The organism is Rossellomorea sp. GAMAL-10_SWC, assembly GCF_049568075.1.
Classification (GTDB): Bacteria; Bacillota; Bacilli; order Bacillales; family Bacillaceae_G; genus Gottfriedia.
Window position 1 is genome coordinate 783,589 of record NZ_CP144911.1, and the last position, 13,963, is coordinate 797,551.

Genomic DNA, 13,963 nt, shown 5'->3' on the forward strand with positions numbered 1-13,963 from the left:
AATTAATAAAGTCAGAATATCATTTTATGTTCGAAAGGAGATCGTAAGTATGAGTAATTCATTAACAGAACTTGAATTAGAAAACCTTCGTCATATAATCGGAGGGCATAGTACAATCGCTAATAAATTAGAGGCATATGCTCAAAATTGCTCAGATCCTGAATTAAAAGCATTACTACAAAGAGATGCTCAATCAGCACAGCAATCAAGACAAGAACTTCTAAATTTTTTAGGATAAGGAGATGGTAATATGTTTCAAGATAAAGATATGGTAAATGATTATTTAGCAGGGCTTAACGCTAGTTTAGCGGCTTATGCTGGATATATTAATGAATCGAATAATTCAGAGTTAAGACAAACTTTAATTCAATTACGTAATCAAGATGAAGCGCGTCAACGCGCATTGTACAATTATGCATTACAAAAAGGATTTTATAAACCAGCAGCACCTGCAGATGAAAATTTAATTCAGCAGTTTAAATCAGAATTAACAGCTAATCAGTAATATGAATAAAAAAGCATTCGTTTAATCGAATGCTTTTTTGCTATACATTTTGAAAGCCGTACCAAAAATTTCTCCAAATATTCGATATTCTTGGTTTCATCTTTTCAGCCCCATAATAAGATAACTCAATAAAAATACCATCAATTAGACAGTAATAAGACATAACAAAATCTTCTACATTTCCTGTTCGAATTTCACCATTTTTAATCCCTTTATCAATCACTGATCTTAAAATAGTCGACATTGCTTCCTCAGATTCCATGAACTGTGTATGCAATTGCTCCTTTAATTGTTCAGGAGAGAAAAAGACAGCGCGGTTCACGAAAGTAGATTGCTCCTCGAACTCAATATAATATTCAAATGTTACGTTAAGAATTTGGTAAAGCTGTTCCTTAGCAGTTAGTTCGCCAATTTCACCCATCAGCTCGACTATTTTTTTCACATGAAGCCATAAAATATTCTCATAAATAGTAAGAAAGATTTCTTCCTTACTTTTAAAATGGTTATATATTGACGGTTTCTGAATTCCAACTGCTTTAGCGATTTCAGTTAAACTAGTGCCTTCATAGCCATTTTTGGAAAACAGGGCAAGTGCTGCTGCAATAATCTTATCCTTTGTCATCTTCATCCTCCGAAACTAACTCTTGTTAGCTAGATTATAAACTGGAATCTTTGTGAAGTCTAAATATTGTTTATTTTTATTGTAAAAAAGGTTGTTTGGCGGAGAAAGCATTGAAAATCAAATCATGGAGTAGTCCATAATGGTGTAGTGAGTAGGCAAAAAGAGAAATGATGATCTGATCTATACTTACTCATACAGTGCCAAAAGTCAAAAAGCTGATTTATACTTCCTCATAAAGTGTTCATGAGGAAGTAAAAAGCCAAAAAGCTGATTTATACTTCCTCATAAAGGGTTCATGAGGAAGTAAAAAGTCAAAAAGCTGATTTATTCTTCCTCATAAAAGGGTCATGAGGAAGTAAAAAGTCAAAAAGCTGATCTATACTTACTCATAAAGGGTTCATGAGGAAGTAAAAAGTCAAAAAGCTGATCTATGCTTCCTCATAAATGGGTCATGAGGAAGTAAAAAGTCAAAAAGCTGATCTATCCTTCCTCATAAAGGGTTCATGAGGAAGTAAAAAGCCAAAAAACTGATCTATCCTTCCTCATAAAGGGTTCATGAGGAAGGAAAAAGCCAAAAAGCAGATTTATGCTTCCTCATAAAGGGTTCATGAGGAAGTAAAAAGACAAAAAGCTGATCAATACTACCTCATAAAGGGTTCATGAGGAAGTAAAAAGGTAAAAAGCTGATCAATACTACCTCATAAAGGGTTCATGAATAAGAAATGGTCAATCTGCAATCAGTGTTAGTTTTATTAAATATTTTGTAATGTTAAAGATAAATACCCGAAAAAAGCTCTGTCTAAAAGCAACAGAGCTTTTAAAATTACTTTGAGTTATCTTTTTTAATTTGCAATGTAGCTAAACTAGCAAATTCATGAACTAGCGTTGCAGCTAATAGTGATGTGATTTGAGTTGGGTCATAGGATGGTAGTACTTCAACGACGTCAAAGCCAATAAAATTGAAATCAGTTAATGTGCGGATCATTTTTAATGTTTCCATACTATTGTATCCACCTACTTCAAGAGTCCCAGTTCCTGGTGCACATGAAGGGTCGACGAAATCAATATCAAAAGTTAAGAAGCAAGGTGTATCTCCAATAACTTCTTTCATTTCTTTTAAAATACTTTCAAAACCACGTTCATACATTTCCGGTGTAGTAATAACATTGTAACCAAGCTCATGGCTAGCATCTATGTCTCCTGGATGATTCAATGTGCCTCTAATACCCAATTGGAATACTTTGTTTGGAATTAGAAGTCCTTCTTCGTGAGCTCGGATAAAAGGTGAACCATGCCAATATTTTTCATCGTAATATGTATCCCAAGTGTCAGTATGCGAATCAAAGTGAATCATCGCAACCGGGCCATGTTTTTTAGCCGCAGCTCGTAGGTTTGCTAAAGTAATCGAGTGGTCACCACCTAAACCGATTGGGATAATATTATTCTCCATTAATTCAAACATAGCGTCTTCCATTAGTTTGTAGCTTCGATGAATATTATGAGGAATAACTGATACATCTCCAATATCGATGGCATTGCTGTCGTCAAATGGATATACCTTATGAATCGGATGATATGGGAATAAAGTCATAGAAGCTTGTCGGATAGCTTGAGGAGCAAATCGTGCACCAACACGAAATGAGGCTGCAGTATCAAAAGGCATGCCAACGATTGCTAATTTCGCATTTTCTCTTGTTGATGGTAATCTCATAAATGTTCCAGTTGTACAAAACTCAGGTTTTACATCAGGTGAAAGTGGATATTTCACAAAAATCATCTCCTAATTTTTTATTCCGGTTATTAACTACCGGTAGTTAGTTTAATTAGATTATAGTTTGTTAAATCTGAATAGTCAAACTATTAATTTGGAAAAAGATGTTTATTTATGAATCAAAAATAAAGGATTGGCTATTTAGACAGCTTTTTTGAGCCAATAACAATTGCCTACTTCATTATTGAAATTAGTCAATTCCGTGGGATATGACAAGGGTTTTTGTAAATAATATAATTGTTTAAAACAATAATCTTAGGAGGGATTTTATGCCACAGAATCAGCAAGGAAAAGGGAATATGGGTACTAATATGAAATCAGGAACTAATCCTCAAAAAGTAAAACAACAAATTCAAAGTGATGTTAGCCATGGACAAGGAGCAATGACTTCTCGTGAGGCAGGGGCAATGCGTGATTAAAAAGCACTTAAAGAGGCTTTTTAAAGCTGTGCAATTTATGTGAACGAATATTGAAAACTTGTAAAAAATGAACTGACCATTTCTGATCGGTTCTTTTTTTACATTTATAAGTATCAGTAGTGGCCATTCGCTTCGAACTTATCGTTTTTTTTTAGGTTGGATAATGATAATATCGTTTGGATAAGTGGATCTTAATGTTATATCGTTTAATCGATTGTTAAACCTTGATCGTGTGATGTACATACATATTTTGTCTCCTTCATTGAACGAAATTTACAAGTACTAGTTATAATAATTATTAAGAATATTTAATAGTGTATTTTTATTATAAAACTTCAATAAATATTCAAATAGTGTAATTTTCTCCAATACTACTTGCAAAATTTCGTCTAATGAAATGTCATCTTTAACTAACCTTTGATCGATTTAAATTGCCATTTATTTCCCAATTTAAATAAGTAGGTTAAAAATAGTTGAATTTTATCAATATCCAATTTTATGATTTATCATTCTTTTTTAAAAAAAGGAAAGATACAAAGTAATCTAGAATAATTAATGTACACGAGAAACGATAGAGATGGAGGGAGAAATGATATTGAATAGAAGGTTTATTATATGTTAAATAAATTGAAAATTCTGGATTTCACACGCCTTTTACCGGGTCCCTATGCAACTATGATCCTAGCGGATTTAGGTGCAGAAGTATTACGAATCGAATCTCCATATCATCCCGACTTATTACAAACTTCACCTCCATTTGATGGAGACCAATCTGCCGCACATCAAACGATTAATCGTTCTAAGAAATCTATTACCCTTGATTTAAAAAGCGAAGAAGGTACTGAAATAATCTATAAGTTAGTGAAGGAATACGATATTGTCATTGAGCAATTTCGACCAGGAGTGTTGGAAAAGCTTGGCTTAAGCTATGAGCAATTAAAGAAAATAAATTCGAAACTAATTTACTGTTCAATTACAGGTTATGGTCAAACAGGTCCGTATCGAAATCGAGCAGGGCATGATAATAACTATCTTTCATTAACTGGTGTTTTGAGTTATTCAACAAGAAAGAATGAGCGTCCAGTTCCGATGGGATTCCAAGTTGCAGACCAAGTTGGTGGATCGTTACATGCGATTATTGGCATTTTAGCGGCTGTCATTCATCGGGAGCAAACTGGTGAAGGACAATGGGTTGATATTAGCATGACAGATTGTACTTTTGCGTTGCAATCTTTACTGGGTTCTGGTTGGTTAACTCAAAAAATTAATCCAAAGCCTGAGGAACATCTTTTAAATGGAGGCGTGTTTTATGACTATTACGAAACAGCAGATGGGCGATTCTTTTCAGTTGGCAGTCTCGAACCTACTTTTCGAAAACAGCTTTGTGAGGCATTAGAAATCATGCCATTTCTTCCTTATTCTTTTAGTGAGGAGAAGGATGAGATCGATTTATTTAAAAATGAAGTAAAGCGTGCATTTAGTCAGAAAACGTTTAATGAGCTAAAAGTAATTTTTAGTAAATTTGATGCCTGTGTTGAGCCAGTTTTAACTTTGGAAGAAGCATGTGCGCATCCGCAAGTAAAAGAAAGGGGGCTTTTAGTAAACGTCCAAAGGAATGACGGTACAAATCAATTGCAAATTGGTTCACCTTTTAAATCATCTGTGTTTAAACCTACTTATCAACATGTTGGATTAAAACCTGGGACGAATACAAAAGAGGTTTTATTAAATTTAGGATATGATGATCAAACAATTAATCAATTCATTGAAAAGGGAGTTATTAGGTCAGTTGATTAAATCTAAATTATTTAATACGGGGGTAAGCAAATGAGTTTTGGAAATGTATTATCGTTAAACGCACAAAGGCACCCAGATAAATTAGCGTTAGTCTATCAAGACCGTACATACACATAACTAGAAAAAGTCGTTTTAGATGCTTCAAAGTCCTCATCGAAAGTAAGAAATATAATTACTGCTCCTCTAGCTTCATCGCCGAATTGTTTAAGCTTCTTTGATGTGTTGTCATCTATTGATGAAGAACTCCAAGTAGAGATTTCAGGGGACGATGATTTTCATTTACTATATACCTCGGGTACGACTGGACAACCTAAGGGTGCGCTTTTTGACTATAAACGAATTGAAAAGCTCATAAATGGATTGAGTGCAGTAATGGGGCAAAGCTGTCAGGATCGGCTTTTACATGTTGCTCCATTATTCCATTGTGCTCAGCTAGTAATCTTTCTATTGCCAGGTTTATATTTAGGAATGACAAATATTATTCACCGAGATTTTAATCCGGTAAATGTTTTAAAGGATATAGAAAAATATAACATTACTTTATTTTTTGGTGTTCCTACAATGTATAACTATTTACAACAAGTTCCAAATGCTGATCAATATGATCTATCTTCAATAAAAAGATGTGCATACGGTGCAGCTCCTATGCCTCCTGAAATCTTAATGAAAAGTATGAAATTATTTAATACAAATCAATTTTTCAGCTTATGTGGATTAACAGAAGGGGGACCTACAGGGGTATATCTTTCTCCAGAAGATCATGAGCACCATTTAGGAAAAACAGGAAAAACACCTTTACTCTATACAGTTATTAAAGTAGTCAATAAACAAGATGAAGAAGTTTTACTAGGTGAAGTTGGTGAATTAATCTTAAAATTTGAAACGATCATGAAGGAATATTATAAAAAGCCGAAAGAGACAGCAGATACGATAAAAGATGGTTGGTTATATACAGGAGATTTAGCCGTAGTAGATGAGGAAGGATATATCACGTTAGTTGATCGTAGTAAGGATATGTTAATTTCTGGTGGGGAAAATATTTACTCAGTTGAAATTGAAAATGTTTTATATGAGCATCATTCTATTTTGGAAGCGGCAGTTATTGGTACGCCTGATGCTAAATGGGGAGAGGTTGTAACAGCAATTGTCGTATTAAAACCAGGGCATCGTCTATCTTTTGAGGAGATTGGATCTTTTTGCCGCGAAAGAATGGCGGGGTATAAGATTCCTAGAGTTGTTGAATTTATTGAGCAGCTTCCTCGAAATGCATCTGGGAAAGTACAGAAGTTTATATTAAGAGAAATGTATTGTAGTGCTAATTCAAAATAGAATTCAAAAAGAGCCCAAACATTAGAATTGATAGTTTGAGCTTTTTTATTTGGTTCTTAATAAAGACCACTTGTATAAAGTGATGTGATTGTTTTTGCAATTTCTTCAATGGAATAGAGCTGTTCATCTCGAACGATTTCCCATAAGTACATCTCATTTGTAAAAAACCAAGCACGCGCGACTAGTTCATGATTTAATTCTTTTCTTGCTAATCCAGTTTCTTGTGCATATGAAACATCGAGTGATATGCGCTCAATAAACTTTTCACGAATTGTTTTCCATTTGTCTGAGATGATTTCAGATACTCCAATAGCTTGTTCAAAAATTTGCATCATGTTTCGCTCATCTTCTGCCATTTTTAGAAAAGAAGTAGCTTGTTTATAAATAATCGATTCAGCGGATTCTTTCGTTTCTGGAAAAAAGTGAGTTTCGGCAATTTCATAAAATCTTTCCATTACATTTTCCATTAACACAATTAAAAGCTCTTCTTTCCCTTTAAAGTGTACATAAGCTGTTCCATAGCCAATATCAGCTTTTTTTATCATTTGTGTTATCGTCGCCTTTTGAAATCCTTCTGCAAGAAATACTTCTTTAGCAGCTTCTAGTAGTTTTTGTCTTGTCATTAATGAACGTAATTGACGCTTAGATTCTACTTTGTCATTACTCATACTACGATCCTCCAACATATGTTACTTCTAGCATATAGGTAAATTTATAAAAATGGAAGAAATCCTATGTATGATTAACATAAAAATCAGCTCTTTATAAGTAAAATTTTTTATTATCAGATTATTTGACATGATGTCATTGACATGGTGTCAGTTATTTTGATATGATTTTTTCACAATAGATTTAACTAGTAGATTGATAGAGGAGGAACAGTATGAATACGAAAGTTACAGAAGCAACATTAGAATACGCCCAAAAAATGGACAGTCTTGATTCACTTAGAAAGTATAGAGATGAGTTTTACTTAAATCCTGAATCGATCTATATGGATGGTAATTCATTAGGTCTACTTTCTAAAAGAGCTGAACGTACTTTACTAGAATCATTGGAAGATTGGAAGAACTATGGAATAGATGGGTGGACAAATGGAAATCATCCTTGGTTTTTCATGGCTGAAAAATTAGGAGAGAAATTAGCTCCTTTAGTTGGTGCTTCACCTGAGGAAGTAATTGTAACCGGTTCCACGACGGTTAATTTACATCAGTTAGTAGCCACTTTTTTCCAACCGAATGCAAGTAGAAAAAAGATATTAGCTGATGAGCTTACATTTCCATCAGATATTTATGCCCTTCAAAGTCAACTACGTATTCACGGATTAGATCCTGTGCAAGATCTTATTTGCGTAAAAAGTAAGGATGGACGTTATTTAGATGAGGACGACATAATAAATGCAATGACGGCTGAAATTGCTTTGATTATTTTACCGACAGTTTTATACCGTAGTGGTCAAATTTTAGATATGAAGCGCTTAACTGAAGAGGCTCATAAACGAGGAATTTTAATCGGTTTTGATGGTTGCCATTCAGTTGGATCAATACCACATTCTTTTAGTGAGTGGGATGTTGATTTTGCTTATTGGTGCAATTATAAGCACTTAAATGGTGGACCAGGTGGTGTAGGTGGTTTATTTGTTAATCGCAAACATTTTGGTGCATTGCCAGGACTTACAGGTTGGTTTGGTTCTAGAAAAGATAAACAATTTGATATGGAACACACACTAACTCCTGCTGAAACTGCTGGAGCATATCAAATTGGTACTCCACATGTATTAAGCTGTGCACCATTAATCGGATCTTTGGAGATTTTTACAGAAGCCGGCATTGATGCGATTCGAGAAAAATCACTTCGAATAAATCAATTTTTAATGGATTGTATTGAACAAGAATTACCAGACATGGGATTTTTCATTGGTTCTCCTAGAGAGGATGCACGACGAGGAGGACATGTAAGTCTAGAGCATGAAGAAGCAGCACGTATTTGTAAGTCATTGAAAGAAAATGGTATTATTCCTGACTTTAGGGCACCAAATATTATACGTCTGGCACCGGTGGCACTATATACTTCTTACGAGGAAGTTTGGGAAGTTGTCCAAATACTTAAGAAAATAATGACTGAAAAGCAATATGAAAAATTTAAAAATGAACGCGAAGTTGTGGCGTAAGTTTAGTTGGCTATCTAAGGGGACAAGGGGATGAGATCATGAAGAAATCCACCACTAATTATAAAATTGAAAACGAGCAAGAAAAAGGCTTAAAAAGGGAATTGAAAACTAGTCAACTAACGATGATAGCAATGGGTTGTGCAATTGGAACGGGGTTATTCCTAGGAAGCGGATTAGCAATAAAAACTGCTGGTCCTAGCGTACTACTCAGTTATACAGTTGGTGCATTTATCGTGTTACTGCTCATGGGGTGTTTAGCTGAGATGACGGTGGCACATCCTACTAGTGGTTCGTTTGGAACAATTGCCGAAAAATATATTCATCCTATGGCGGGATATCTAGTTCGTTATTCATATTGGGTGGCTCAAGTTCTTGCTGTTGGAGTAGAGGTAAGTGCAATTGCAGTCTATATGAAATATTGGTTTCCAACTGTACCTGGAATCGTTTGGATCACCTTTTTTGCAGCTGTATTAATCTATATAAATGCTACTAGTGTTAATACATTTGCAACATTTGAGTATTGGTTTTCGATGATTAAAGTAAGTGCAATTGTTGGGTTTATCCTACTTGGATCGTATGTCTTGTTTGGTTCATCAAACCACGCGAATATTGGTGTAGAGAACTTAACAAATGATGGAGGATTTATGCCATTTGGCTGGTGGGGCATGTGGGTAGCCGTCTTCATATCATTATTTAGTTTTCTAGGAACTGAAATGATAGCGGTTACAGCAGGTGAAGCAAAAGAGCCTGATATTGCTGTTCCAAAAGCTCTTAAAGCAACAGTTTTTCGTTTATCAATTTTTTATGTATTAACAATTGCAATCATGCTCATCATCGTTCCATGGAAATCAGCAGGGGTTGATGAAAGTCCGTTCGTAAAGGTAATGGAAATATTAAATATACCTTTTGCATCAGGCCTTATGAACTTTATTATTTTAACGGCAGCTTTGTCAGCGATGAATAGCCAATTATACGCTTCAACTCGTATGGTTTATTCACTTTCAAAAACGAATCATGCGCCAAAAATTTTAGGAAAAGTAGGAAAAAAAGGTGTTCCGGTAAATGCTCTGGCAGTTTCAACCATTGGTATTGTAGTTGCCGGAATCGTAAATGCAGTACTTCCAGATTCCTCATATGCATTTATGATGGGAATCTCAATGTTTGGTGCGATTTTTACTTGGATGACAATCTTTATTTCCCATCTGTTTTTTAGAAGGAAATGGGAACAGTCAGGCGGGCGAAAATTACCAGTAAAAATGATTGGTTTCCCTTACTTCACAATACTAGGAGCAATTTTATTATTAGGATTAACAATTACTTCTTGGTTTACTGGCTTTAAAATTATGCTACAATTTGGAATACCATGGTTAATTGTATTATCTGTGGCTTACTTATTTATAAATAAAAATAAAGGTCAGAAAATTCAACGTAACGATGCAGTTTTTAAGCAGAAAGTAGATAAATTTTAAGGTCTTTATAGAAATTAGGCTTGTCTTTCATTTTTAAGACATGCCTTTTCTATTTGAAGATTATTTAGTGAAAAGAGAGGAGAAAATAGTTAAGTGCAGAATTTTGTTCATAAGATTCTTTTAAATTAGTTTTTTAATAACGGTATTTTCTATAAATGAAAATAGTCCGATATTAATATTCTCGAATGGAGTTGAATGATTATTAAAAGTAAAGTAGAACTTGAAAATTTATCAATTGCTTATAAGGATCAAGGAAAAGGGAAACCAATCGTTTTAATTCATGGCTTTATGGGAAGTCATGAATATTGGGAAAAAGTAGTTCCAAAGCTATCTGAGGATTATCGTGTGATCGCAATTGATTTACCAGGACATGGAGACTCTACAGCTATAAAAGAAGAGCATTCAATTGAAGACTATGCAGATGTTTTGAAAGATTTACTAGATCAACTAAACATTAAGCAAATAACGTTATTTGGCCACTCGTTAGGAGGCTATATTACACTTGCATTCGCAGAAAGATATTCCAATTACTTAAATGGATTTTCATTAATCCACTCAACTGCTTATCCAGATAGTGAGGAAGCAAAAAAAGGTAGAGTAGCAACAAGTGAAAAAGTGAAAATTGAAGGCGTGAAAAACGTAGTCGATGGGTTAATTCCGAAACTTTTCTCTCCAAAAAATATCCAAACTAATAGTGCAGAAATAGATTTAGCAAAGCAAATAGGGTATAAAACTACAGTAGATGGCACGGTAAATGCCTTAATAAGCATGAAAAATAGACCCGACCGAAATCATGTACTTAACGATACAAGCTTACCTGTACTTTTACTGGCGGGTAAAGACGATCAGATTATACCACCTGAAAAGACTTTTTCAGTTGAAAAAGAAAATATTAAAACTGCTACTTTAAATAATGCTGGGCACATGAGTATGTATGAGTCACCTGATGAGTTAGTAAATGAGATAAAAGTGTATTTAAGTTCGTTTTAAGTGGGAAAAGAAAAATGATTAAAAAGACCTTCTTAAAAGTACTTTTAAAAAGGACATGAAAAAGATCTTACTCAAAAGATCTTTTTTTTTTTTGCTCAAACAATTTCTAAATATCATGGTAATTTATTGTGAGATACTGTTAAGATTAACTATAGATAAATTAGCTATATAAAAAACATAATCCCTATAAAATTAAAGTAATTGGTAGGTGTAATAATGTATCGTATAGGTCTTGTTGGCCCAGAGTGGTCTTTGGAACGAATATTAAGTTTTTCTAAAGAATATGAACATGAATTGGAATTTTTTCCAATTTCATATGATGAACCTGTTGAAACAAAAGAAATTATAAAAAAACATGCTAGAGATGTGGATGTCTGGCTTTTTTCTGGGCAATTGCCATACAATATTGCAAAAAAACTCCTACATTCAAAAGAAAAATTATTATATATTCCTCATACAGAATCTTCGGTTTATAAAAGTTTGTTAAATATAATGTATAAAACTGGTGGGTTAATTAATCAATTAAGCATCGATATGCCAACATATTCTAATTTATTAGAAGATGCTTTAGAGCAATTAAATGAGTCATTTGATCAGTTTTATGTCAAAAAGTTTGAAGAAGAACAGATTAATTTAGAGGAATTATTACAATTTCATATTGAGTTATGGGATTCTAATAAAACAGAAGGTGCATTGACTAATTTTCCATTTATCTATCAGGAATTAAAAAAGCGCGATATACCAGTCGAATGGATATCTACTAGTAGTGTTGATATTAAGCATACATTAAGGCTCCTAACAGAGAGAGTGAAAGGTCTTTATTTTAAAGACTCTCAAATTGGAGTAGAGTTGATCGAAATTGAAAATTTTGAGAACATTATACAGAAATCAAAATCACCTTATCATTTACAGCATATCGAACTTCGAATTAAAGATGTACTGTTAACATTTTGCGAACAATTAAATGGTTCACTGATTGAAAAGGGGTATGGTAAATATTTGATTTATAGTTCTAGAGGTGCAATTGAACGAGAGATTCATATGCTAGAAAATACGCTCGATCAGTTATCGTTAGAATCTGATTCTAAAATTTCTGTAGGGATTGGTTTTGGTGAGACTGTTTATTCTGCAGAGAAAAATGCAATTGAATCAATTCAACAGTCAAAAGGGATGCATGAACGAAAAATAATAATTGTACAAGAGAATGGTGAAATCATTGAGTCACTTGGTCGTGAAGAAGAAGTTACATATGCATACCGAACGAATGACCAAGAATTATTGCAAAAGCTTAAACTAGGAAATATTAGTGTAAAGACATATCATAAAATCGAAAACTTAATAAAAAGAATGGCATGGAAGGATTTTACGACAAAGAATCTAGCTGAACAGCTTAAAATGACAGAACGGAATGCTAGACGAATTGTAGCAGATTTATGTGAAGTCGAATTATTAGAATGTATAGGTGAGGAATCTTTATCTTACCGTGGGAGACCTAGTAAAATATATCGTTTTAAATAAGCATTCCAAATTTGGGGTGTTTATTTTTTGTGATCATTAAATATTATTAATATTTTGAATTTTTAACAAAAAGATATTGTAGAAACCGTTTTCAAGTAATAAAATCGATATATAAGGAAAAAGACCGTAAATATTCCTTAAATAGATTTGAATTAATCTCGGAGGTGTAGTGATGAAGTATGATGTTTTTTCTGATTTAAAATTAGACGATGTAGTTAGTTCGATTAATGATGAAGTGATTGGATGGAGAAGATATTTACATGAAAATCCAGAGTTATCCTTTCTAGAAGAAAATACTGCACAATTTGTGTACGATAAACTAAATTCATTTGGAGGTTTAGAAATTACTAGACCAACAAAGACTAGTGTTGTTGCTAGATTAATAGGGATTCATCCAGGAAAAGTCCTTGCAATTCGAGCAGATATGGATGCTCTCCCAATACAAGAAGAAACTAAAATTGAATTTAGTTCTAAAAAGGATGGCATAATGCATGCATGTGGTCATGATGGACACACTGCAATGCTTTTAGGAGCTGCGAAACTACTTTGTAGCTTTAAAAATCAATTAAAAGGCGAGGTCCGTTTTATTTTCCAACATGCTGAAGAATTACCACCTGGTGGTGCAATTGAAATGGTAAATGCAGGTGTACTTGATGGAGTTGATCTGATTATTGGGGCACATTTAATGAGTAACTTGGAAACTGGAAAAATTGGATTAAATTATGGGCCCATTATGGCTGGTGCAGATCATTTTAAAATGTCAATAATCGGTGAAGGTGGACACGCTTCACAGCCAAATCAAGTAATTGATCCAATTCTGATTGGAACCCAAGTTGTCACAAACATACAGCATATTGTGTCAAGAAAACTCGATCCAATCGATACAGCTGTCATCTCCGTAACACAATTTAATGGTGGTACAGCAATAAATGTCATCCCTAACAGTGTTAAAATTGGCGGATCAGTTCGAAGCTTTAAACCTGAAGTTCGCAATAAGATACCGATGTTAATCGAGCAAATAGTAAAAGGGATTACTGAAGCTCATGGTGCAAAGTATGAGATCGAGTACCACCTCGGATACTCACCGGTAATAAATGATAATGAAATAACTTGTTTAATCGATAAAACCGTCTGTGAAGTAGTTGGAGAAGAAAATCGTGAATTAATTAATCCAATAATGGGAAGTGAAGATTTTTCAGCATTCCTTAATGAAGTTCCTGGGACTTATTTTTTTATAGGTGCAAGAAATGAGGATGAGGGAATAGTGTATCCACATCATCATCCAAAATTTAATATTGATGAAAGGGCTTTTAAAGATGGAATAAAGATATTTGTTCAAGGAGCTATTAACATTTTAAATAATTAAAAATTAA

At 33.7% G+C, this 13,963-nt stretch carries 13 protein-coding genes; 10 read left to right on the plus strand and 3 right to left on the minus strand.

What is annotated here, in order from left to right; all coding sequences use genetic code 11:
• Window positions 1-49 precede the first annotated feature (49 nt).
• Together V5E38_RS03740 and V5E38_RS03745 are read left to right on the plus strand one after the other, a co-directional pair.
• The gene (locus V5E38_RS03740; RefSeq protein ID WP_499212270.1) at window positions 50-238 is read left to right on the plus strand and encodes a hypothetical protein; all 189 of its coding nucleotides are present in this window, start codon (window positions 50-52) and stop codon (window positions 236-238) included.
• A gap of 12 nt (window positions 239-250) precedes the next feature.
• Window positions 251-505 (plus strand): spore coat protein, encoded by a 255-nt coding sequence (locus V5E38_RS03745; protein WP_499212271.1) that lies wholly within the window; start codon window positions 251-253, stop codon window positions 503-505.
• A gap of 40 nt (window positions 506-545) precedes the next feature.
• On the opposite strand, the gene V5E38_RS03750 is transcribed toward V5E38_RS03745, so the two are convergent.
• The gene (locus V5E38_RS03750) at window positions 546-1,127 is read right to left on the minus strand and encodes a TetR/AcrR family transcriptional regulator (RefSeq protein ID WP_499212272.1); all 582 of its coding nucleotides are present in this window, start codon (window positions 1,125-1,127) and stop codon (window positions 546-548) included.
• Window positions 1,128-1,950: 823 nt separating this feature from the next.
• Window positions 1,951-2,895, minus strand: coding sequence for an agmatinase (speB, locus tag V5E38_RS03755; protein WP_499212273.1), 945 nt, complete (start codon window positions 2,893-2,895; stop codon window positions 1,951-1,953).
• Between the two features lie 272 nt (window positions 2,896-3,167).
• Here speB and V5E38_RS03760 point away from each other — a divergent pair, with 272 nt between their 5' ends.
• The 3 genes from V5E38_RS03760 to V5E38_RS03770 all read left to right on the plus strand — a co-directional run bounded on the left by V5E38_RS03760 (window position 3,168) and on the right by V5E38_RS03770 (window position 6,443).
• Window positions 3,168-3,317: a hypothetical protein gene (locus V5E38_RS03760; protein WP_176522518.1), complete on the plus strand. Its 150-nt coding sequence runs from the start codon at window positions 3,168-3,170 to the stop codon at window positions 3,315-3,317.
• 615 nt (window positions 3,318-3,932) lie between these two features.
• A complete protein-coding gene (locus V5E38_RS03765) occupies window positions 3,933-5,114 on the plus strand; it encodes a CaiB/BaiF CoA transferase family protein (protein WP_499212274.1) in 1,182 nt (393 codons plus the stop codon).
• Between the two features lie 222 nt (window positions 5,115-5,336).
• Window positions 5,337-6,443 carry a class I adenylate-forming enzyme family protein gene (locus V5E38_RS03770; protein ID WP_499212275.1) on the plus strand — a complete coding sequence of 369 codons (1,107 nt, stop codon included), beginning with the start codon at window positions 5,337-5,339 and terminating at the stop codon, window positions 6,441-6,443.
• A 56-nt stretch (window positions 6,444-6,499) separates the two neighbouring features.
• Here the strand turns inward: V5E38_RS03770 and V5E38_RS03775 are convergent, their stop codons facing one another.
• Window positions 6,500-7,111 carry a TetR/AcrR family transcriptional regulator gene (locus V5E38_RS03775; protein ID WP_499212276.1) on the minus strand — a complete coding sequence of 204 codons (612 nt, stop codon included), beginning with the start codon at window positions 7,109-7,111 and terminating at the stop codon, window positions 6,500-6,502.
• Window positions 7,112-7,326: 215 nt separating this feature from the next.
• Here V5E38_RS03775 and kynU point away from each other — a divergent pair, with 215 nt between their 5' ends.
• From kynU to V5E38_RS03800, 5 genes are all read left to right on the plus strand, one after another.
• Complete coding sequence (gene kynU / locus V5E38_RS03780; protein WP_499212277.1) at window positions 7,327-8,613, plus strand: kynureninase; 1,287 nt, start codon at window positions 7,327-7,329, stop codon at window positions 8,611-8,613.
• A gap of 38 nt (window positions 8,614-8,651) precedes the next feature.
• On the plus strand, window positions 8,652-10,082 hold the full coding sequence (locus V5E38_RS03785; protein ID WP_499212278.1) for an amino acid permease: 1,431 nt from the start codon (window positions 8,652-8,654) through the stop codon (window positions 10,080-10,082).
• A 195-nt stretch (window positions 10,083-10,277) separates the two neighbouring features.
• Window positions 10,278-11,072 carry an alpha/beta fold hydrolase gene (locus V5E38_RS03790; protein WP_499212279.1) on the plus strand — a complete coding sequence of 265 codons (795 nt, stop codon included), beginning with the start codon at window positions 10,278-10,280 and terminating at the stop codon, window positions 11,070-11,072.
• A 216-nt stretch (window positions 11,073-11,288) separates the two neighbouring features.
• Complete coding sequence (locus V5E38_RS03795; protein ID WP_499212280.1) at window positions 11,289-12,590, plus strand: hypothetical protein; 1,302 nt, start codon at window positions 11,289-11,291, stop codon at window positions 12,588-12,590.
• 172 nt (window positions 12,591-12,762) lie between these two features.
• Window positions 12,763-13,956: a zinc-binding metallopeptidase family protein gene (locus V5E38_RS03800; RefSeq protein WP_499212281.1), complete on the plus strand. Its 1,194-nt coding sequence runs from the start codon at window positions 12,763-12,765 to the stop codon at window positions 13,954-13,956.
• Window positions 13,957-13,963: the final 7 nt, after the last annotated feature.

Bases quoted from the DNA above. Each gene is read 5' to 3' on its own strand.
- V5E38_RS03740 (WP_499212270.1), top strand. From the start codon at position 50: ATGAGTAATTCATTAACAGAACTTGAATTAGAAAACCTTCGTCATATA.
- V5E38_RS03785 (WP_499212278.1), top strand. From the start codon at position 8,652: ATGAAGAAATCCACCACTAATTATAAAATTGAAAACGAGCAAGAAAAA.
- V5E38_RS03745 (WP_499212271.1), top strand. From the start codon at position 251: ATGTTTCAAGATAAAGATATGGTAAATGATTATTTAGCAGGGCTTAAC.
- kynU (WP_499212277.1), top strand. From the start codon at position 7,327: ATGAATACGAAAGTTACAGAAGCAACATTAGAATACGCCCAAAAAATG.
- V5E38_RS03800 (WP_499212281.1), top strand. From the start codon at position 12,763: ATGAAGTATGATGTTTTTTCTGATTTAAAATTAGACGATGTAGTTAGT.
- V5E38_RS03750 (WP_499212272.1), bottom strand. From the start codon at position 1,127: ATGACAAAGGATAAGATTATTGCAGCAGCACTTGCCCTGTTTTCCAAA.
- V5E38_RS03790 (WP_499212279.1), top strand. From the start codon at position 10,278: ATGATTATTAAAAGTAAAGTAGAACTTGAAAATTTATCAATTGCTTAT.
- V5E38_RS03795 (WP_499212280.1), top strand. From the start codon at position 11,289: ATGTATCGTATAGGTCTTGTTGGCCCAGAGTGGTCTTTGGAACGAATA.
- V5E38_RS03775 (WP_499212276.1), bottom strand. From the start codon at position 7,111: ATGAGTAATGACAAAGTAGAATCTAAGCGTCAATTACGTTCATTAATG.
- V5E38_RS03765 (WP_499212274.1), top strand. From the start codon at position 3,933: ATGTTAAATAAATTGAAAATTCTGGATTTCACACGCCTTTTACCGGGT.
- V5E38_RS03760 (WP_176522518.1), top strand. From the start codon at position 3,168: ATGCCACAGAATCAGCAAGGAAAAGGGAATATGGGTACTAATATGAAA.